Consider the following 20,081-nt stretch of genomic DNA (forward strand, 5'->3'; position numbering starts at 1 on the left):
ATGAAGCACAGCAGCGGATCGGAAGAGGCTCAACGCCCCGCGGTGGTGTCCCGGCCGCGTTCCTCGGCATCTTCATGCGCAGGCGCAGGCACCATCAACAACTCCGCCAACCCACGGTAGATCGGCACGCGGCACACCAACCCGGACACGCCACGCGCGATCAGCACCGTGGCCAGGATCGGCAGCAGCAGATCGCCGCTGTCGGTCAGCTCCAGCGAGATCACCGCCGAGGTCAGCGGTGCCTGGGTGACGCCGGTGAGATAGGCACACATGCCCAGCAGCACGAACGCGCGCGGGTCCACGCCGGGCATCAGGACCGCCAGGTTGTGGCCCAGTCCGGCACCGACCGCCAGCGCCGGCGAGAACAGGCCACCGGGAATGCCCGCCACATAGGACGCCAGGTTCGCCAGCAGCTTCATCAACCCGAACTCGTGGCCGACCATCGCCTGCCCCTGTACCAGGCTGCGCGCTTGCTCGTAGCCGGTGCCGAACGCGCCTTCACCGAAGACCAGGGCGAGCAGCACCACCACCAGACCGCAGCCTGCGGCCAACAGAACCGGATGCCGCTGCCGCAGTTGCCCGAGCCAACGCGGGCGGCCCGCCGCACTCGCCAGCACCGCACGCGCGAACAGGCCTCCCAGCAACCCGGCCACCACGCCGCACAGCAGGATCGCGAGCCACCCCTGGCCCAGCGGCAGCCGCGCGCTTACATGGCCGAAGTAGGTGTAGTTGCCCAGCAGTCCGAGCGATACCACGCCGCCGACGATCACCGCGGTCAGCAAGGTGCCTGAGAAGCGATGTTCGAAGCGGCCGCTGAGCTCCTCGATGGCGAAAACGATACCGGCCAGCGGCGTGTTGAACGCCGCCGCGATGCCTGCCGCGCCGCCCGCCAGCAGGAAGTGCGAGAGCTCGCGTGGATCCTTGAAGCCGAACCAGCGGCCGAACAGATACATCAGGCTCGCGCCCACATGCACGGTGGGCCCCTCGCGCCCGACCGAGGCGCCGCCGAGCAGCGACAACGAGGTCAGCAGCAACTTGCCGGCCGACACCGCAGGCGAAAGGTTGGTTTTCCGGAACGACTCATCTGGCTTGTCCAACGCAGCGATGACCTGCGGAATGCCGCTGCCGCGGGTGGGTTTCAGCACGCCCGCGGTCAGCCAGGCCAACAGCGCGAAGATGCCCGGCGTGAGCAGCAGGGCCCACCACGGCGAGTGCGAGGTGATGCGCTGGAACAGGTGGAACGCGGCGTCGCTGGCCTTGGCGAACAGGATCGCCACCAGTGCCACGGCCACGGCGCCGCCCCAGAGCGCGGCGCGGCGGCGCCAGGCCTCGCTGAGAACCAGCGCGGTGATACGGCCGCGGAGGCGGTAAAGATCGATCATGGGAAAGAGTCTGCGCGCCAGCGCTTGCGTGGGGCAGCGGCCACTGTGGCCGGAGGCCTTGCAGGATGCGGTGAAATGCGGCGCATCCTTCGGACTTGATTGAATGGCCCGACTGTAAACCATTTTGATTAATAGATGGTTGACAGTCCGGACGCACCCACCCACACTGCCGCCCTCGCTCCACTCGTACCCAAGGTCCCGCCATGGCTGCTGCCATCCGCCACGACTGGCAACACGACGAACTGCAGGGGCTGTTCGATCTGCCGTTCCCCGAGCTGCTGTTCCGCGCCGCGACGGTCCACCGCGAGCACTTCGACCCCTCGCAGGTGCAGGTCTCCACGCTGCTGTCGGTGAAAACCGGTGGTTGCCCGGAAGACTGCGCGTACTGCCCGCAGGCGCAGCGCTACAACACCGGGGTGAACGCGCAGAAGCTGATGGAGACCGATGCGGTGCTGGCCAAGGCACGCCAAGCCAAGGCCGCCGGTGCGTCGCGCTTCTGCATGGGCGCCGCGTGGCGTTCACCAAAGGACCGCGACATCCCGAAGGTGGCGGCGATGATCGCCGGGGTGAAGGCACTGGGCCTGGAGACCTGCGCCACGCTGGGCATGCTCAGTGGCGAGCAGGCACGTGCGCTGAAGGACGCCGGACTGGACTACTACAACCACAACCTCGATACCGCGCCGGACTACTACGATTCAATCATCCACACGCGCCAGTACCAGGACCGCCTGGATACGCTGGAGCACGTGCGCGATGCCGGCCTGAAGACCTGCTGCGGCGGCATCGTCGGCATGGGCGAGACGCGCGCGCAGCGCGTCGGCCTGCTGCTGGCGCTGGCCACGTTGCCGGCACACCCCGATTCGGTGCCGATCAACAAGCTGGTGCAGGTGGCGGGCACGCCGCTGCATGGCAGCGCCGAACTGGATCCGTTCGAGTTCGTGCGCATGATCGCGGTGGCACGCATCGTCATGCCGCGCTCGATGGTGCGGCTGTCGGCCGGTCGCGAGGCGATGAGCGATGAACTGCAGGCGCTGTGCTTCGTCGCTGGCGCCAACTCCATCTTCTACGGCGACAAACTGCTGACCACCGGCAACCCGGAGAGCGAGCGCGACCTGGCGCTGTTCGCGCGGCTGGGACTGCAGCCGATGGCGGTGCAGGTGGATGCCGAGGGCCACGACCACGGCGGCACCGTGCACGCCGATATCAGCGCCGATACGCCCGGCTGTGGCTGCGCTCACGCGGCCTGAGACGGGATGCAGGCAGGCGTCGCGGCAACGCGCTACCCTAGCCGCCCCGTCGTCGCATTCAGCCACCATGGCCCGCCCCGACCTGACCGCCCGCCTCCACGCCCAACGCGCCCTGCGCGATGCCCAAGGCCGTCGCCGCCCGCGACGCACGGTCACCCGTCGTGATGGCGTGCGCCTGGAGGTGGACGGCCAGTGGCTGACGGGCTTCTGCAGCAACGACTACCTGGGCCTGGCCCAGCAGTTCAGCGTGGTCAACGCGTTGCAGGACGCCGCGGCGCGTGAGGGTGCCGGTGCCGGTGCCTCGCACCTGGTTTGCGGCCATCACGCCATGCACGAAGCGCTTGAACGCGAAGTGGCCGAGTGGCTGGGCTATCCGCGTGCGCTGCTGTTCGGCAGTGGCTTCGCCGCCAACCTGGCGGTGCAGCAGGCGCTGCTGAGCGAAGAGAACGACGTCTGCGTGCAGGACAAGCTCAACCACGCCAGCCTGCTCGATGCCACGCGGCTGGCCGGTGCACGCCTGCGCCGCTATCCGCATCTGGATGCGGAGGGCGCAATGCGTCAGCTCAAGCACGCGCCGGATGGCGCGGCGATGCTGGCCACCGACGGTGTCTTCAGCATGGATGGCGACATCGCACCGCTGCGCGCGTTGTCGCTTGTGGCACGCCTGCAGCAGGCGCTGTTCTACGTCGATGACGCACACGGTGTAGGCGTGGTCGGTGATGGCCGCGGCGCCGTCGCGGCCGCTGGTCTGGGCGTGGACGATGTGCCGCTGCAGCTGGTCACGCTGGGCAAGGCGCTGGGCGGTTCCGGCGCACTGGTACTGGGCCGCGACGACCTGATCGAGCACCTGGCCGAAACCGCACGCCCCTACATCTACACCACCGCAGTGCCACCGGCGATGGCCGCTGCCGCACTGGAAGCGGTACGCCTGGCGCGCCGTGACCACTGGCGCCGTTCCAAGCTGGCCGACCTGATCGCGCTGTTCCGCAGCGAAGCCCGTCGCCATGGGCTGGACCTGATGGCCTCGGATACACCGATCCAACCGCTGCTGTGCGGTGATGACCACGCGGCCGTGGCGATGTCCACGACGCTGGAACAGGCCGGCTGGCTGGTCGGTGCGATCCGCCCGCCGACGGTGCCGGAAGGCAAGGCGCGGCTGCGCGTCACGCTGTCCGCACTGCATACGCCGGAACAGGTGCGCGGCCTGGTCGAGGCCATCGCCAGCGCGCGCGACCGCGTGACCCTGGCCGCGCGTGAAGCCGCGCCACCGCCGCTGCCCGCTTTTGCCTGAGTTCCGTGTAGTTCCCCATGCATATTGAAGTCACCGGCCGCGGGCCGGACCTGGTTCTGATCCACGGCTGGGCCCTGCAGGGCGGCGTGTTCGCACCGCTGGTGCAGCGCCTGGCGGACCGGTTCACCCTGCACCTGGTCGACCTTCCCGGCCATGGCCACAGCCGCGACGACACCACGCCGCTGCGCCTGCCGTTCGTGGTCAACGCGATTGCTGCGGCCACGCCACCGGCAGTGTGGTGCGGCTGGTCGCTGGGCGGATTGTTCGCGCTGCACGCGGCGGCGACGCTGCCGAAGGTGCGTGGGCTGGCGATGATCGCCGCCACACCGCGCTTCGTACGTGGCGAAGATTGGCCGCACGCGGTGGAACCGGCAGTGTTCGAGCAGTTCGGGCGCGAACTGGCCACCGATTTTGCCGGCACCCTGGAACGCTTCCTGGCGCTGGACGTGATGGGCTCGGCGCATGCCCGCGAGGAGCTGCGCACATTGCGACAGCGCCTGGTCGAGCGCGGTGCGCCCACCGAACGCGCGCTGCTGGAGGGCCTGCGGCTGCTGGAAAGCACCGACCTGCGTGGCGCGCTGCCGACGCTGGGCAAGCCCAGCCTGTGGATCGCCGGCCAGCGTGACCGGCTGGTTTCGCCAGCAGCGATGCAGGCCGCTGCAGCGCTGGCCCCGGGCGGACAGGCGCTGACCATCGCCCATGGCGGCCACGCGCCCTTCCTCGGCCATGCCGATGAGGTGGCCACCGCGTTGCAACACTTCGTTGCCGGCCTGTCACCGGCCGATGGCGGACAATGAGCGCCTTCCGAATTCCGCAGGACTGACGCATGGATCTGGGTATCAATGGCCGCTGGGCACTGGTCTGCGGCGCAAGCAAGGGGCTGGGGCTGGGCTGCGCGCGTGCGCTGGTGCGCGAGGGCGTCAACGTGGTGATCGTGGCTCGTGGCGAAACGGCGCTGCAGCAGGCTGCCGAGGAGCTGCGCGCGCTGTCCGGCGCCGCTGAAGTACGCGCGGTCTCCGCCGACGTCACCACCGAGGCCGGTCGTACCGCGGCGCTGGCCGCGTGCCCGCAGGTGGACATTCTGGTCAACAACGCCGGTGGCCCGCCGCCCGGTGACTTCCGCAATTTCGAACGCGACGACTGGATCGCTGCGCTGGACGCCAACATGCTGGCGCCGATCGCGCTGATCCGCGCCACCGTCGACGCGATGATCGAGCGCAGCTTCGGCCGCATCGTCAACATCACCTCATCGGCGGTGAAAGCCCCGATCGACATCCTGGCGCTGTCCAATGGCGCGCGCAGTGGCCTGACCGGCTTCGTCGCCGGCCTGTCGCGCCGCACCGTGGCCCACAACGTCACCATCAACAACCTGCTGCCCGGCCAGTTCGACACCGACCGCCTGCGTGCCAACTTCGCCCACAGTGCCGGCAAGGACGGCGATGCTGGCGAAGTGGCCGAACGCCGCCGCCAGCAGATCCCCGCCGGCCGCTTCGGCACGCCGGATGAGTTCGGCGCCGCCTGCGCCTTCCTGTGCAGCGCACAGGCCGGTTACCTCACCGGGCAGAACCTGCTGATCGATGGCGGCGCCTACCCCGGTACGTTCTAAGAGACTCCTGCAATGCCGTCCCACTTCGATGCCCGCCATGTCCGCCGCGCGTTCGCCCGCGCCGCCAACAGCTACGATGCCGCCGCCGCCCTGCAGCGCGAGGTGCAGTCGCGGCTGATCGAATCGCTGGACTACCTGGAGGCGCGCAAGCCCGAGGTAGTGCTGGATATCGGCGCCGGTACCGGTCATGCCAGCTCGCTGATGAAGAAGCGCTGGCCGAAGGCGCAGGTGATCGCGCTGGACGTGGCGCTGCCGATGCTGGACCAGGCCAAGCGCCAGGCTGGCTGGTGGAAGCCGTTCCAGCGCCTGTGCGGCGACGCCGCCGCGCTGCCGCTGGCCGACAACAGCGTGGACGTGATCTTCAGCAACCTGTGCCTGCAGTGGGTGGACGACCTGCCGGCGGTGTTCGCCGGGTTCCGCCGCGTACTCAAACCAGGCGGCCTGCTGGTGTGCTCGACCTTCGGCCCGGAAACCCTGATCGAACTCAACGAGGCATTCGCCGCTGCCGATGACCGCCCGCACGTGAGCCGCTTCGCGCAGATCGCCCAGTTCGGCGATGCGCTGATGATGGCCGGCTTCCGCGACCCGGTGCTGGACCGCGACCTGTTCACCCTGACCTACGACGACCTGCCCTCGCTGATGCGCGAACTGCGTGCGATGGGCGCAACGAATGCCCGCGTCGACCGCCGCCACACGCTGACCGGGCGTGGCCGCTTCGCTGCTGCTGCGGCCGCCTACGAGCCGATGCGCCGCGCCGACGGCAAGCTGCCGAGCAGCTGGGAAGTGATCTATGCCCACGCCTGGGCGCCGGACCCGGGCGCGCCGATCCGCGAAGGTGGGCATGACGTGGCATCGGTACCGGTGTCGGCGATTCCGATCCGGCGCAGGCAGACCTGATCGTCCGGTAGTGCCGGCCGCTGGCCGGCAATCTCATGATTCCATGCTGGACATCTGCCGGCCAGCGGCCGGCACTACCGCATTCCACGCCGTACGCGAATCGCACTGGTAGGTGCCAACCTTGGTTGGCACAGCACGCCAGATCGCGTTGCGGCCGGCATTGTGCCAACCAAGGTTGGCACCCACCCAAAACAGGCTTCCGCCTCAGGTATTGGCCGGCGAACTCAGCGGCGGGCGCACCAGATCGCGGTGGAAGAAGTAGATCTCCTGCACCAGGAAGCGCCAGCTGGTGTGGAAGCTGCGGAAGCGCGTGCTGGGCGTGGACGAGGCCAGCGCGTCGATCCCCAGTGCCTTGCTCAGTCGCAGCGCGCGCGCCATGTGCAGCGGGTCACTGACAATGATCACCCGGTGCAGGTCACGCTGCTCCATCAACCGCTTGGCTTCGACCAAGTTCTGGACGGTGTTGCGCGAGGCGGTCTCGATCAGGATCGCATCGTCCGGGATGCCGTGCTTGAGCGCATAGCGCCGCGCCACCTGTGATTCGGAAAAGCGTGCACCGGTGCCGCCATAGCCACCGGTGAAGATCAGCAGCGGCGCGTAGCGGGCCTCGTACAAGTCCAGGCCGTGGCGGATGCGCTCTTCGAACACCGGTGATGGCTTGGCGTCATAGGCCGCCGCACCAAGCACGATGATGGCGTCGGCCTTGGCGGCCTGGTCGCGTTCACCAACCCACACGATCCACGCGGTCACGCCCAGCAGCCAGATCACCAGCAGGACAAACAGCCGCCACAGCCAGCCCAGCAGGCCGGTGCGATGCCGCTGCCGGTCGCGGCTCACGGCGCCCCCCAGCGCAGCGCTGGCAGGTCGACGTTGCCACCGGACAGCACCAGCCCGACGCGCAGCCCTGCAAAGCGCTCAGGTTGCGCCAGCACTGCGGCCAGCACGGTGGCCGAGGACGGTTCGACCACCTGCTTGAGGACCTCCCACAACAGGCGCATCGCGGCCATTGTCGACGCGTCGTCGACCACGATCACCTCGGCGCCGGCCGCGCGCAGCAGCGCGAAGTTGGGCGCGCCGATCAGCGTGCGCAGGCCATCGCAGATGGTGTCCGGGGTGAACGCGCCCAGACGCTCGCCTGCAGCCAGCGAGCGCGCGGTGTCATCGGCGCCGGCCGGTTCGGCCAGCACCAGCCGGGTCTGCGGGCTGGCGTGCTGCAGGGCCAGCGCAGTGCCGGTGGCCAGGCCGCCGCCGCCCACCGGCACCACCAGCACGTCGAACGGGCCGTCGCTGTGCAGCAGTTCCAGGGCAGCGGTGCCTTGTCCGGCCATCACCGCCGGGTCGGTATAGGGATGGACCAGGGTTGCGCCGGTATCAGCCTGTACCTTGGCGCAGGTGGCTTCACGGTCGGCGATGGTCGGCGGGCAGTGCCAGAGCGTGGCGCCATGCCGGGCAATATTGGCCAGCTTGGCCGCCACCGCGCCTTCCGGCACCACCACATGGCAGGGAATGCCCCGGGTGCGCGCGGCCAGCGCCAGCGCGGCGCCATGGTTTCCCGAGGAATGGGTCACCACGCCGGCACCGGCGCGACCGGCATCCAGCGACCACACCGCATTGCAGGCACCGCGGAACTTGAACGCACCACCGCGCTGCAGGTGCTCGGCCTTGAAGGCCAGCTGTGCCCCGGCCAGCGCATCGAGCGTGTGCGAGCGCAGCACCGGGGTCACGCTGGCATGCGGGGCGATCCTCGCGGCAGCAAGCAGGACGTCGTCGGCGCGGGGCAACAGTGAATCGCTCATGACGCAAGATTAACGTATGCCCCCGCGCTGGCGACCGGGGCACAGGTCATGCCAGCATGCGGACCTTCACCTCCATTCATCCTGGCCGGTGGAATTAAGGGTCGATTCAATGCCCGCGCACGAAGCTGACTGCACACCCGTCCTCTGGGGGGACCCACCATGAAAACGCGCTTGATGCTTGCCGGTGGCCTGATGCTGGCCCTGACCGGCTGCACCACCTACGACTACGTCGGCGGTGGCCGCGGTGGCGGCTACTACCACGGTGCGCCGTCGGTGGAATACCGCTACCCGGCCGGCTATCCCTACAACTCCGGCTACCCGTACTACGGCGGCTATGGCGGTTACTACGGTGGCTACGGCAATCCGTACTACTCGCGCCCGATCTACCGCCCGCCGCACAATCACCGCCCGCCGCCGCGTCCGGGCAATGGCGGCGAGAACCGTCCGCCGCCGTCGCGCCCGTCCTACAACGGGGGTTCGCCGTGGCGGAACATGGATTCGATGCGACGCCCGCCGCAGTCCAACGTGCAGCCGTCGGCGCCCCCGCCGCAGTCCCGTCCGGCGCCGGCGCCAAGCGCACCGAGGATGAACGGTTCCCCCTGGCGCAACATGGATCGTGGGACGCAGCGCACAGTTGAGCGCTGAACCGTCTTGCATTTCACACGGTCTAAGCCGCAATCTACGGGGATGGTGACGGCCCGCGTCACAAAGTGACAAAAACGACACGGGCCGCCGCAAAAAGCTCTACGTCGATATCCGACAGGAACATCTGGATCCCCCCTGTTCCGGCCCTGTCGGATGTCGGCACCTCTGAAAGCAGACGGCCCCGCAATGCGGGGCCGTTTGTTTTGACGGGTCGCCAACCGGCGACAGCCCCGGCTTCAGTAGATCCATGCCATGCGTGGATGGAGCTTTCCCGGTAACCCCAAAAAAACAGGGCCGGACAGTCCCCCGACTGCCGGCCCCCTGCTCCCCCACCGTGCGCCTGTACCGGCCCCTGTTCCAATTCCGGTCACGGGCGCCTACGGCGCCAGCCACGGTGGGTGCTATTGGGTTATCTGCAAAAATCCTGCCAACTTTAGGGCTGATTTCGACGCCAGGCACCTGGCGACGACGTCCCGGCCCGGAATGGCGCTAAAATCGCCACCCCGGCGCCGCCCCCGGCCGCGCCCGCATCCAGCTGAACAGCACCCATGAACCCGTCCTTCCATCGTTACGACGTCATCGTCATCGGCGGTGGCCACGCTGGCACCGAAGCCGCGCTGGCCGCGGCCCGCACCGGCGTGCGCACCCTGCTGCTGACCCACAACATCGAGACGGTGGGCGCGATGAGCTGCAACCCGGCCATCGGCGGCATCGGCAAGGGCCACCTGGTCAAGGAAATCGACGCCCTTGGCGGTGCGATGGCGCATGCCGCCGACCGCGCCGGCATCCAGTGGCGCACGCTCAACGCCTCCAAGGGTCCGGCCGTGCGTGCCACCCGCTGCCAGGCCGACCGCAACCTGTACCGCATGGCGATCCGCGCCATTGTCGAAGGCCAGGCCAACCTGACCGTGTTCCAGGCCGCAGTAGACGATCTGGTGATCGAGGGTGACGCCGTGCGCGGGGTCATCACCCAGACCGGCCTGCGCTTCGACGCCGAAGCGGTGGTGCTGACCGCCGGCACCTTCCTGGCCGGCAAGATCCATGTCGGGCCGACCCAGTACGCCGCCGGCCGCATGGGCGACCCGCCGGCCACCACGCTGGCCGCGCGCCTGCGCGAGCGCCCGTTCCAGGTCGACCGCCTGAAGACCGGTACGCCGCCGCGCATCGATGGCCGCTCGCTGGACTACAGCGTGATGGACGAGCAGCCCGGCGATACGCCGCGGCCGGTGATGTCCTTCCTCGGCTCGGTGGACGAGCATCCGCAGCAGGTCAGCTGCTGGATCACCCACACCACCGAACAGACCCACCAGATCATCCGCGACGCGCTGCATCGCTCGCCGCTGTACAGCGGCCAGATCGAAGGTATCGGCCCGCGCTACTGCCCGTCCATCGAGGACAAGGTGGTGCGCTTCGCCGAGAAGGCCAGCCACCAGATCTTCGTCGAACCCGAAGGCCTGGGCATCGTCGAGATCTACCCCAACGGCATCTCCACCTCGCTGCCGTTCGACGTGCAGCTGGAGATGGTGCGCAGCATCCGCGGGTTCGAGAACGCGCACATCACCCGCCCCGGCTATGCGATCGAGTACGACTTCTTCGATCCGCGCGGCCTGAAGGCGTCGCTGGAAACCAAGCTGGTCAACGGCCTGTTCTTCGCCGGCCAGATCAACGGTACTACCGGCTATGAAGAAGCGGCCGCGCAGGGCCTGCTGGCCGGCCTCAACGCCGCGCGCCAGGTGCGCGGGCTGGAGGGCTGGTGCCCGCGCCGCGACGAGGCGTACCTGGGCGTGCTGGTGGATGACCTGATCACCCACGGCACCAACGAGCCGTACCGCATGTTCACCAGCCGCGCCGAGTACCGGCTGCAGCTGCGCGAAGACAACGCCGACCAGCGCCTGACCCCGGTCGGCCGCGGGATGGGCCTGGTCGATGATCGTCGCTGGAGCGCATTCGAGACCAAGCAGGCGGCGGTGGACGCCGAGCGCGCGCGACTGGGCGCGCTTTGGGCGACCCCGGCCAATGCGCTGGGCCGCGAAGTGAACGAAACGCTGGGCGTGGCGGTCAGCCGCGAAACCAACGTACTGGACCTGATCAAGCGCCCCGAGCTGGATTACGCCAAGCTGATGCAGGTGCCCTCGCTGGGCCCGGCGGTGACCGACGGCAAGGTGGCCGAGCAGGTGGAGATCGGCGTGAAGTACGCCGGTTACCTGGATCGCCAGCGCGAGGAGATCGAGCGCCAGCAGCGGCATGAGGCCACGCCGATCGCTGAGGCCTTCGATTACGCGACCGTGCGCGGGCTGTCGGCCGAAGCACTGCAGAAGCTGGAGCGCGTGCGGCCGCAGACCATCGGTCAGGCGCAGCGCATCCCGGGCATGACCCCCGCGGCGATCTCGCTGCTGCTGGTGCACCTGGAGCGCGCACGCCGCGGCCGCGTGGCGTAAGCGGTCGCACCTGCTTCTGGTGGCTGCCGACCTTGGTCGGCACGAATCATCTGATCGCATGCTTCCGTGCCGACCAAGGTCGGCACCCACCGGAGCGGAAGACGCACACACCCGCGCAGGCGCGTTACCGTGCGTCGGCGCCACCTCCCAGCACCTTGAACAACGTCACCCGGTTGCCCGCCTCCTGCTGCTGCAACGCAATCAGGTCCTGCTGCGCGGCATACAGGCTGCGCTGTGCATCCAGCGCCTGCAGATAGCCGTCCAGCCCGGTGCGGTAACGCACATCGGCCAGCGTGTAGCTGCGCTGGCTGGCGGCGACCAGTGCACGCTGCGCTTCCATTTGCGCAACCAGGTGATCACGCGTGGCCAGCGCATCGGCCACTTCGCTGAAGGCCTGCTGGATTGCCTTCTCGTACTGGGCGATGCCAATGTCCTTGCCGATCTTCGAGGCATCCAGAGAGGCCTTCAACGCGCCGGCGTGGAAGATCGGCGCAGTGATGCTGGGTGCGAACGACCAACCGCGGGTACCGGCCGAGAACAGCGTCGACAACACGGTGGAACTGTGGCCGTAGTTGGCGGTCAGCGTCAGCGTCGGGAAGAACGCGGCGCGCGCAGCGCCGATATCGGCATTGGCCGCCTGCAGTGCGTGCTCGGCGGACAGCACGTCCGGGCGCTGCAGCAGCACGCTTGAGGGAAGGTTGGCCGGCAGCGGTGCCAGCGCCACGGTGCCATCCAGCGCCTGCGCGCTGGGCAGCAACGCCGCGTCAAGCGGAGCGCCCACCAGCAACTGCAGCGCATCACGATCCTGCGCCTGCTGGGTCTGCAGCCTGGCCAGCGCAGCGCGCGCGGCTTCCACGCTGGTCTGCACCTGCGACAGGTCCAGGCCCGAGGCCAACCCCTGTGCGTGGCGGGCCTCGGTGCGCTGCAGGGTCTGCTGCTGGCTGTCCAGGGTCTGCCGGGTGAACGCCAGAGACTGCTCGTCCGCCGCCAGCGCCAGCCACGCCGTCGCCACTTCGGCCACCAGGCTGGTGCGCGCGGCGCGCTGGTTCTCGGCGCTGGCCAGCCAGTTCTGCAGCGCCTCGTTCTTCAGACTGCGGATGCGCCCGAACAAGTCCAGTTCCCAGCTGCTGATACCCACCTGCACCGCATCGGATTCGGTCACCTGAGTGGTACCGGTCTCGCTGTTGGCATCACTCACCCGCGAGCGGGTGACGCTGCCGCTGGCATCCACCGATGGCAGCAGCGCCGCGCGCTGGATGCGGTATTGCGCGCGTTCCTTCTCCACCTGCAGCACCGCCACGCGCAGGTCGCGGTTGTTCTGCAGTGCCAGCGCGATGACCTGCTGCAGGCGCGGCTCCAGGAACACTTCGCGCCAGGCCGGCATCGCCAATGCCGGCCCGGCCTCGCCCGTTGCGGCATTGTCGAACTGTGCCGGCACCGGTGCTTCGGGCAGCTGGTAGTGCGGGGCCATGCTCACGCAGCCGCCCAGCACGGTGGTCATCGTTGCGGCCGCCAGGGCGCGCAGCAGCATCAGCTTCATGGGCTTGCCTCCGTGGCAGTGGCTTCGGCCGGCGCACGGCCCGGGAACATGCGGCGCACCAGCAGATAGAACAACGGCACGAAGAACATGCCCAGCACCATCGAGGCGACCGTACCGCCGGCCACGCCGGTACCCAGCGAACGGCGCGCGGCCGAACCGGCGCCAGTGGCGAATACCAGCGGCAACACGCCCATCAGGAACGCCAGCGAGGTCATCACGATCGGCCGCAACCGCAGATAGACCGCCTGCAGGATCGCTTCGCGGGTGCTCTTGCCCTGCTGTTCGAGGATGCGCGCGAACTCGACGATCAGGATGCCGTTCTTCGCTGCCAGACCAATCGTGGTCAGCAGGCCGACCTGGAAGTACACGTCGTTGTTGAGGCCACGCAGGTTCATCATCAGCACGGCACCGAACACGCCCACCGGCACCGCCAGCATCACCGCGAACGGCACCGCCCAGCTTTCATACAGCGCGGCCAGGCACAGGAACACGAACAGCAGCGAGATGGCGTACAGCATGGGCGCCTGGTTGCCTGACAGCTGCTCCTGGTAGGCCATGTCCGACCAGGCATGGCTGAAGCCTTCCGGCAGTGTGTCGGCCAGGCGCGCGATCTCGGCCATCGCCTCGCCAGAGCTGACGCCGGGCGCCGGCTGGCCGGTGATTTCCATCGCCGATACGCCGTTGTAGCGCTGCAGCGCGGCCGGCGCGCTGGTCCAGTGGCTGCTGACCAGCGACGACAGCGGCACCATCTGGCCGGCCTGGTTGCGCACGCTCCAGCGCTCGATGTCCTGCGGCTGCATGCGTGCTTCAGCGGTGCCCTGGATGAACACCTTCTTGATGCGGCCCTTGTAGATGAAGTTGTTGACGAAGTCGCCGCCCAGCGCCGCGTTCAAGGTGTCATTGATGTCCTGCGGATTCACGCCCATGGCCTGCGCCTTGGCGTCGTCCACCTTCACGGCGTACACCGGCGCGTCCTCCAGGCTGGCATAACGCACGTTGACCAGCTTCGGATCCTTGGCGGCCTCCTTCAGCAGCGTGTTGCGCGCGGCCACGGCGGCGGCATGGCCGGCACCGCCTTCGTCCTGCAGTTCCAGGGTGAAACCACCGGCATCGCCCAGGCCGAGGATGGCCGGTGGCGAGGTGATGAACACCTGCGCATCGGGCACGCTGGCCATGGCTGCGGTCAGCCGCGCGGCGATGGTATCGGCATCGTCCTTGCGGTCATCCCAATCCTTGAGCCGGATGAAGGCCTGGCCGACGTTCTGGCCGCTGCCGGTAACACTGAAACCGGCAGTTGCCTGGATCGACAGCACACTGTTGTCCTTCACTGCGGCGGCACTAAGGCGATCCATCACCGCGCGGGTCTGCTCCAGGGTGGAACCGGCCGGCAGCTTCACCAGCGCGTTGAGCATGCCCTGGTCCTCATCGGGCAGGAACGCGCCCGGCAGGTGCCACAGCAGCAGGCCGGTGGCCACGCTCAGCACCAGGTAGAACAGCACGCCCAGCGCGCGCCGGCCGAGGAAACCATCGACGCGATGGCGCAGGCCATTGGAGGTGCGCTCGAAGCGGTGGTTGAACCAGATGAAGAACTTGCCCAGCAGGCTCGGCTCGCCGCCGTGGTCACCATGTGGGTGGCCGCCCTTGGGAATCTGATGCAGGATGCTGCCGCACAGCGCCGGCGTGATGGTCATCGCCACCAGCACCGACAGGATCATCGCAGCAGCGATCGTGACCGAGAACTGGCGATAGATCACGCCGGTGACACCGCTGAAGAACGCCATCGGCAGGAACACCGCGGTGAGCACCAGCACGATGCCGACCAGCGCACCGGTGATCTGGCCCATTGCCTTCAGCGTGGCCGGCTTCGGTGCCAGCCCTTCGAAGGTCATCACCCGCTCCACGTTCTCCACCACCACGATGGCATCGTCCACCAGCAGGCCGATGGCCAGCACCAGCGCGAACATGGTCAGTGTGTTGATCGAATAGCCGAATGCGGCCAGCACGCCGAACGTGCCCAGCAGCACCACCGGCACCGCGATGGTCGGGATCAGCGTGGCCCGCCAGTTCTGCAGGAACAGGTACATCACCAGCACGACCAGTGCGATTGCCTCGATCAGGGTGATCACCACTTCCTTCAGCGAGATGGTCACGAACGGCGTGGTGGTGAATGCCACGTGGGCGGTGTAGCCATGCGGCCAGTACTTCTGCAGCTGCTGAAGCCGTGCATCGATGGCCTTGGAGACGGCGATCGCGTTCGCACCGGCATTGAGTTCAATGCCCAGCGAGGCCGACGGCTTGCCGTTGAAGGTGCTGATGCTGTCGTAGCTCTCCGGGCCCAGGCCAATCGTCGCCACGTCGCCCAGATGCACCACGCTGCCATTGGCATCGGCCTTGAGTACCACCTGCGCGAACTGCTCGGGCGTGTGCAGGCGGCTGCGCGCGGTCACCGTGGCGTCCAGCTGCTGGCCCTTCAGCGCCGGCTGGCCACCCAGTTCACCGGCCGACACGTCGGTATTCTGCGCCTGCAGTGCGGTTTCGATGTCCGACGGCATCAGCGCGTACTGGCGCATCTTCTCCGGGTCCAGCCAGATACGCATCGCGTATTCCTGGCCGATCGGCTGGATGTTGCCGACGCCGCTGACACGGCTGATCTGGTCGTCGATGCGCGCTTCCATGAAGTTGGCGACATCAAAGTTGTCCATGCTGCCGTCTTCGCTGGTGAACGACAGCACCTCGAAGATCGAACCACTGGACTTGGTGATGGTCAGGCCGTTCTGCTGCACCGCCTGCGGCAGCGTCGCCATAGCCGCCTGCAGCTGGTTCTGCACCTGCACCTGTGCAGTGTCCGGATTGGTACCGGTAGCGAACACCAGGTTGACCTGCGCCGAGCCGTCCGAGGCGCTGGTGGAGGTCATGTACATCAGGTGGTCCAGGCTCTGCTGGGACTGCTCGATGACCTGGGTGACCGCGTTTTCCACGGTCTGTGACGAGGCGCCGGTGTAGGTGGCGCGGATGGTGATGGTGGGCGGGGCGATCTGCGGGTAGCGGTCCACCGGCAGGATCAGGATCGCGAGCAGGCCGAGCAGGCTGACCGCGATGGCGATCACCCAGGCAAAGATCGGCCGGTCGATGAAGAAGCGAACCATGCGCGGCGGGCCTCAGTGCGACTTTTCGTCGGTGTTGCCGTTCGGGTCGATCGCCGGCATGGCGGCCAGCTGCGCGGTGGTGGCTGCGACCGCCTTCACCTGCTGGCCGAGCGCTACCGCACTGCCGTTGCTGACGATTACCCGCTCACCGGCTTTCAGGCCCTGCATGATCTGCCACTGGTTGCCCACCACCTGGCCGGTACTGACCCGGCGCTCGACCACGTGGTCCTTGGCATCGAGCAGGCGCAGCAGCGGCTCGCCGCGTTCATTGCGCAGCACCGCCTTCTGCGGCACCAGCAGGGCACGCGCATCGGTGGCCATCGGCAGCACCGCCTTCAGGTACATGCCCGGCAGCAGCAGACCGTCCGGGTTCGGAATGACCGCGCGCAACACCACATTGCCGGTACCCGGATCGACCGCGCTACCGACAAACTCCAGCGTGCCTTCATGGGCATAGGTGCTGCCGTCCTCCAGCAGCACCTTCACCTGCGCCTTGCCGTCGATGGCCTTCACCAGGCCGGCATCAAGCTGCTTGCGCAGTGCCAGCATCTGCGTGCTGGACTGAGTGACATCCAGGTACACCGGGTCCAACCGCTGGATGGTCGCCAGCGCCGCTTCCTGTCCTGCAGCGACCAGCGCGCCGGCAGTGACGCTGGAGGTGCCGATGCGGCCCGCGATCGGTGCGGTCACCCGGGTGTAGTCGAGGTTGATGCGGGCGGCCTGCAGCGCAGCGCGCGCGGCGATCACATTGGCCTGTGCCTGCTTCAGCGCCGAGGTGGCATCGTCGGCGTCCTGCTTGCTGGCCGCATCCAGGCCCAGCAGCGTGCGGGTGCGCTCGGCCTTCGGCTGCGCCGACAGCACGGTGGCCTCGGCCTGCGCCAGCTGGCCACGCGCGGTATCGAAGGCGGCCTGGTACGGCGCCGGATCGACCTGGTACAGCAGCTGGCCGGCCTTGACCTGCTGGCCTTCGGTGAACAAACGCTGGCGGATCAACCCGCCGATCTGTGGCCGCACCTCGGACACCTCGAACGGCACCGCGCGACCGGGCAGGGTCTGCTGCAGCGCCAGCGGCTGCGCGCTGGCGGTAATGACGCCCACTTCAGGCGTGGCCGGGGCGTCGGTCCTGCCCGCCGTACAGGCCGCCAGGGACATCAGCAGGGGCAACAACAATGGATGGGGAGAGCGGGACAGCAGGCGCGGGAGTGACATGGGGGGCGTGGGGGCCTTGCGTTGACCCGTGCACGCTGCCGTGGAACTGTGCAGAGAATATGGAGAATCTGCGACCAGCTCAGCTGGCGCTTGCTTTCAGCGCCACATGCGCCGCTAATGGCCCCGCGATGGTGAAGATTCGACTCAAATTCGGCCTGACCGCGAAGACCTTCCTCGCGATCTTCACCGCCTGCCTGCTGGTGCTGGCAGTGAACGGCATTGCCAGCCGCGTGGCATTCCAGACCGGCTTCCTGGACTACCTCAACGACCAGGGCGACCTGCGCATGCAGCGCCTGATGCCACACCTGCAGCGCGAGTACAGCGCGCACAGTGGCTGGGAGCATCTGCGCGGTGACAGTGATCGCTGGGCGCGGCTGCTGCGTCCGGATCTGGCCCATGGGCATGAGGGCCCGGTGCCGCCGCTGTCCGACCAGACCGGCGTACCGTCGCGGCTGGGCCTGTTCGATGCGCAGCACCGGTTCGTGGCCGGCAACCCCGATGCCACCAGTGATGACGAGCCGCATCCGGTGCAGCTGGACGGGCACACCGTCGGCTGGCTGGGCATGGTGCCATTCCAGACGGTCATCGCCACCAACGATCTGAACTTCTACAACACCCAGGTGCGCGCCTGGTGGGTGATCGGCGTCGCCCTGCTGCTGGTGACGGTGCTGCTGGCCTGGTTGGTGTCGCGTGCGCTGCGCCAGCGCCTGGCCAAGCTGGCTGCGGCCACCCATCGGCTCGCTGCAGGCGACTATGCCACCCGCATCGAGCGCACCAGCGATGACGAGCTGGACGCACTGGTCAACGACTTCAACCGGATGGCACAGGCGCTGGACGATACCGAGCGCAACCGCCGCGCGTTCATCGCCGACATCTCGCACGAGCTGCGCACACCACTGGCGGTGGTGCGCGCCGAGCTGGAGGCGATCGAGGACGGCATCCGCCCGCTGGACCGCGCCAACCTCGGTGGCCTGCAGAGCGAGATCCGCCAGCTGGGCAAGCTGGTCGACGACCTGCACGATCTGTCGATGACCCAGTCTGGCGGCCTCGCCTACCGCTTCGCGCCGCTGGACCTGGTGGCGCTGCTGCGCAGCGAACTCAATGGCATGCGCGTGCGCTTCGCCAACGCAGGCCTGTCGCTGGAAGAAGATCTACCCGCCACACCGCTGCAGGTGTCCGGCGACGAGCGACGCCTGCAGCAGGTACTGGCCAACCTGCTGGAGAACGCGCTGCGCTACACCCATACCGGCGGCCGCGTGCATGTGCAGGCCGCGCGCGTGCCTGCAGGCGTGCAGCTGATCGTGGAAGACACCGCTCCGGGCGTACCGGCTGACAAGTGCGCGCTGCTGTTCGAGCGCTTCTACCGGGTGGAAAGCTCGCGCAACCGTGCCAGCGGTGGCAGCGGGTTGGGCCTGGCCATCAGCCACAACATCATCCTCGCCCACCACGGCCACATCCACGCCGAGCCCTCGCCACTGGGCGGCCTGCGCGTGGTCATCACCCTGCCGGAGCCTGCATGAGCACGTCCCCCGTCGCGCCCGCGAAGATACTGATCGTCGAGGACGAGCCGCGGTTGGCCTCGGTACTGCGCGACTACCTGGCCGCTGCCGGCATGGACAGCGAATGGGTGGATGACGGCGGCCAGGTGATCGAGGCGTTTGCGCGCTACCAGCCCGACCTGGTGCTGCTGGACCTGATGCTGCCGCAGCGCGATGGCGTGGACCTGTGCCGCGAACTGCGCGCCAGCAGCGACGTGCCGGTGATCATGGTCACTGCACGGGTGGAAGAGATCGACCGCCTGCTGGGCCTGGAGATCGGTGCCGACGACTACATCTGCAAGCCGTTCAGTCCGCGCGAAGTCGTCGCGCGGGTGGTAGCGGTGCTGCGCCGCTACCGCCCGGACCCGGGTGCACGCGCCAACGGCGGCCTGCATATCGACGAACCGGCGGCACGCGCCACCTGGAACGGCAAGGGCCTGGACCTGACGCCGGTGGAGTACCGCCTGCTGCGTACCCTGCTGGCCACGCCGGGCCGGATCTGGGCCCGCGACGAACTGCTCGACCGGCTGTACCTGGACCACCGCGTGGTGGTCGACCGTACCGTCGACAGCCACGTGCGCAACCTGCGCCGCAAGCTGGCCGATGCCGGCATGGAAGGCGAGCCAATCCGTTCGGTGTATGGCATGGGCTACAGCTACGAACCGTAGCGGGTAGTGCCGGCCGCTGGCCGGCAACCGCGCGGCACGCCTGGATTTCCGTGGTTGCCGGCCAGCGGCCGGCACTACCCGTGCGCACCACGCAGGTATCATCGTCGTGAACGCCCTGATTTCCGGAGACACCGATGAACCCGCTGCGCCCCTTCCGCGACAAGATGCCCGTCCTCGGCGAGCGCGTGTACATCGATCCGGCCTGCACCCTCATCGGTGACGTGGAACTGGCCGACGACGTGTCGGTGTGGCCGGGCACGGTCATCCGCGGCGACGTCAACCATGTGCGCATCGGTGCACGCACCAACGTGCAGGACGGCACCATCATCCACGTCAGCCACCACAGCCCGTACAACAAGGCCGGCTACCCGACCCTGATCGGCGAAGGCGTGACGGTCGGCCACGGCTGCATCATCCACGCCTGCACGATCGGCGATTACAGCCTGATCGGCATGGGTGCCTGCATCCTCGATGGCGCCCGCGTGGAGCGCCATGGCTTCGTCGGTGCCGGTGCGGTGATCGGCCCGGGCAAGGTGGTGGGTGAAGGTGAGCTGTGGGTGGGCAATCCGGCCCGTCCGGCACGCACGCTGAGCGACAAGGAGATCGAAGCGCTGCATTACTCAGCCGACCACTACGTGCGGCTGAAGGATGAATACCTGGGCTGAGCGGCCAACGCCG

16 protein-coding genes are annotated in these 20,081 nt (G+C 68.1%); 10 read left to right on the plus strand and 6 right to left on the minus strand.

The genetic code is table 11. The features are described from left to right. Positions 1-29 precede the first annotated feature (29 nt). The gene (locus V9K93_RS08050) at positions 30-1,382 is read right to left on the minus strand and encodes a chloride channel protein (protein WP_337302340.1); all 1,353 of its coding nucleotides are present in this window, start codon (positions 1,380-1,382) and stop codon (positions 30-32) included. 203 nt (positions 1,383-1,585) lie between these two features. On the opposite strand from V9K93_RS08050, the gene bioB reads away from it, so the two are divergent. The 5 genes from bioB (at position 1,586) to bioC (ending at position 6,423) form a co-directional block, all read left to right on the plus strand. Then, positions 1,586-2,629, plus strand: coding sequence for a biotin synthase BioB (gene bioB, locus V9K93_RS08055; RefSeq protein ID WP_136639187.1), 1,044 nt, complete (start codon positions 1,586-1,588; stop codon positions 2,627-2,629). Positions 2,630-2,696: 67 nt separating this feature from the next. Next, on the plus strand, positions 2,697-3,920 hold the full coding sequence (bioF, locus tag V9K93_RS08060; RefSeq protein ID WP_136639188.1) for an 8-amino-7-oxononanoate synthase: 1,224 nt from the start codon (positions 2,697-2,699) through the stop codon (positions 3,918-3,920). A gap of 17 nt (positions 3,921-3,937) precedes the next feature. Further along, positions 3,938-4,717 carry a pimeloyl-ACP methyl ester esterase BioH gene (bioH, locus tag V9K93_RS08065; RefSeq protein ID WP_337302341.1) on the plus strand — a complete coding sequence of 260 codons (780 nt, stop codon included), beginning with the start codon at positions 3,938-3,940 and terminating at the stop codon, positions 4,715-4,717. Between the two features lie 29 nt (positions 4,718-4,746). Beyond that, on the plus strand, positions 4,747-5,526 hold the full coding sequence (locus tag V9K93_RS08070) for an SDR family oxidoreductase (RefSeq protein ID WP_337302342.1): 780 nt from the start codon (positions 4,747-4,749) through the stop codon (positions 5,524-5,526). A gap of 12 nt (positions 5,527-5,538) precedes the next feature. Continuing rightward, positions 5,539-6,423 carry a malonyl-ACP O-methyltransferase BioC gene (gene bioC, locus V9K93_RS08075; protein ID WP_337302343.1) on the plus strand — a complete coding sequence of 295 codons (885 nt, stop codon included), beginning with the start codon at positions 5,539-5,541 and terminating at the stop codon, positions 6,421-6,423. Positions 6,424-6,627: 204 nt separating this feature from the next. Here bioC and V9K93_RS08080 read toward each other — a convergent pair whose 3' ends face one another. Both V9K93_RS08080 and V9K93_RS08085 read right to left on the minus strand, forming a co-directional pair. Then, the gene (locus V9K93_RS08080) at positions 6,628-7,272 is read right to left on the minus strand and encodes a YdcF family protein (protein WP_041864602.1); all 645 of its coding nucleotides are present in this window, start codon (positions 7,270-7,272) and stop codon (positions 6,628-6,630) included. Beyond that, on the minus strand, positions 7,257-8,219 hold the full coding sequence (locus V9K93_RS08085) for a pyridoxal-phosphate dependent enzyme (protein ID WP_136639192.1): 963 nt from the start codon (positions 8,217-8,219) through the stop codon (positions 7,257-7,259). Before V9K93_RS08085 ends, V9K93_RS08080 begins: the two co-directional genes overlap by 16 nt. 159 nt (positions 8,220-8,378) lie before the next feature. On the opposite strand from V9K93_RS08085, the gene V9K93_RS08090 reads away from it, so the two are divergent. Continuing rightward, positions 8,379-8,864, plus strand: a complete 486-nt coding sequence (locus tag V9K93_RS08090) for a hypothetical protein (protein ID WP_253078402.1) — start codon at positions 8,379-8,381, stop codon at positions 8,862-8,864. A gap of 548 nt (positions 8,865-9,412) precedes the next feature. Continuing rightward, a complete protein-coding gene (mnmG, locus tag V9K93_RS08095) occupies positions 9,413-11,302 on the plus strand; it encodes a tRNA uridine-5-carboxymethylaminomethyl(34) synthesis enzyme MnmG (protein WP_295376509.1) in 1,890 nt (629 codons plus the stop codon). 124 nt (positions 11,303-11,426) lie between these two features. On the opposite strand, the gene smeC is transcribed toward mnmG, so the two are convergent. The 3 genes from smeC to smeA are packed head-to-tail and all read right to left on the minus strand — an operon-like array spanning position 11,427 to position 17,197. Continuing rightward, on the minus strand, positions 11,427-12,842 hold the full coding sequence (gene smeC, locus V9K93_RS08100; protein WP_337302344.1) for a multidrug efflux transporter outer membrane subunit SmeC: 1,416 nt from the start codon (positions 12,840-12,842) through the stop codon (positions 11,427-11,429). After that, positions 12,839-15,988, minus strand: a complete 3,150-nt coding sequence (smeB, locus tag V9K93_RS08105; protein WP_136639197.1) for a multidrug efflux RND transporter permease subunit SmeB — start codon at positions 15,986-15,988, stop codon at positions 12,839-12,841. Before smeB ends, smeC begins: the two co-directional genes overlap by 4 nt. Positions 15,989-16,000: 12 nt before the next feature. After that, entirely contained in the window at positions 16,001-17,197 is a 1,197-nt protein-coding gene (smeA, locus tag V9K93_RS08110) for a multidrug efflux RND transporter periplasmic adaptor subunit SmeA (protein ID WP_253078406.1), read from the minus strand. Between the two features lie 128 nt (positions 17,198-17,325). On the opposite strand from smeA, the gene baeS reads away from it, so the two are divergent. The 3 genes from baeS (at position 17,326) to V9K93_RS08125 (ending at position 20,068) form a co-directional block, all read left to right on the plus strand. Further along, the gene (gene baeS, locus V9K93_RS08115) at positions 17,326-18,717 is read left to right on the plus strand and encodes a sensor histidine kinase efflux regulator BaeS (RefSeq protein WP_337302345.1); all 1,392 of its coding nucleotides are present in this window, start codon (positions 17,326-17,328) and stop codon (positions 18,715-18,717) included. Continuing rightward, positions 18,714-19,403 (plus strand): response regulator, encoded by a 690-nt coding sequence (locus tag V9K93_RS08120; RefSeq protein ID WP_136639200.1) that lies wholly within the window; start codon positions 18,714-18,716, stop codon positions 19,401-19,403. The genes baeS and V9K93_RS08120 overlap by 4 nt, the downstream gene beginning before the upstream one ends. Positions 19,404-19,537: 134 nt before the next feature. Beyond that, positions 19,538-20,068, plus strand: a complete 531-nt coding sequence (locus V9K93_RS08125; RefSeq protein WP_295380699.1) for a gamma carbonic anhydrase family protein — start codon at positions 19,538-19,540, stop codon at positions 20,066-20,068. The last annotated feature ends 13 nt before the right edge of the window (positions 20,069-20,081 follow it).

The organism is Stenotrophomonas sp. CCNWLW162 (genome assembly GCF_037203745.1).
Classification (GTDB): Bacteria; Pseudomonadota; Gammaproteobacteria; order Xanthomonadales; family Xanthomonadaceae; genus Stenotrophomonas; species Stenotrophomonas maltophilia_AQ.

Coding starts and splice junctions, on each gene's coding strand:
- V9K93_RS08090 (WP_253078402.1), top strand. CDS start 8,379: ATGAAAACGCGCTTGATGCTTGCCGGTGGCCTGATGCTGGCCCTGACC.
- bioB (WP_136639187.1), top strand. CDS start 1,586: ATGGCTGCTGCCATCCGCCACGACTGGCAACACGACGAACTGCAGGGG.
- bioC (WP_337302343.1), top strand. CDS start 5,539: ATGCCGTCCCACTTCGATGCCCGCCATGTCCGCCGCGCGTTCGCCCGC.
- V9K93_RS08050 (WP_337302340.1), bottom strand. CDS start 1,382: ATGATCGATCTTTACCGCCTCCGCGGCCGTATCACCGCGCTGGTTCTC.
- V9K93_RS08120 (WP_136639200.1), top strand. CDS start 18,714: ATGAGCACGTCCCCCGTCGCGCCCGCGAAGATACTGATCGTCGAGGAC.
- smeA (WP_253078406.1), bottom strand. CDS start 17,197: ATGTCACTCCCGCGCCTGCTGTCCCGCTCTCCCCATCCATTGTTGTTG.
- bioH (WP_337302341.1), top strand. CDS start 3,938: ATGCATATTGAAGTCACCGGCCGCGGGCCGGACCTGGTTCTGATCCAC.
- V9K93_RS08125 (WP_295380699.1), top strand. CDS start 19,538: ATGAACCCGCTGCGCCCCTTCCGCGACAAGATGCCCGTCCTCGGCGAG.
- baeS (WP_337302345.1), top strand. CDS start 17,326: ATGGTGAAGATTCGACTCAAATTCGGCCTGACCGCGAAGACCTTCCTC.
- smeB (WP_136639197.1), bottom strand. CDS start 15,988: ATGGTTCGCTTCTTCATCGACCGGCCGATCTTTGCCTGGGTGATCGCC.
- smeC (WP_337302344.1), bottom strand. CDS start 12,842: ATGAAGCTGATGCTGCTGCGCGCCCTGGCGGCCGCAACGATGACCACC.
- mnmG (WP_295376509.1), top strand. CDS start 9,413: ATGAACCCGTCCTTCCATCGTTACGACGTCATCGTCATCGGCGGTGGC.
- V9K93_RS08070 (WP_337302342.1), top strand. CDS start 4,747: ATGGATCTGGGTATCAATGGCCGCTGGGCACTGGTCTGCGGCGCAAGC.
- V9K93_RS08085 (WP_136639192.1), bottom strand. CDS start 8,219: ATGAGCGATTCACTGTTGCCCCGCGCCGACGACGTCCTGCTTGCTGCC.
- bioF (WP_136639188.1), top strand. CDS start 2,697: ATGGCCCGCCCCGACCTGACCGCCCGCCTCCACGCCCAACGCGCCCTG.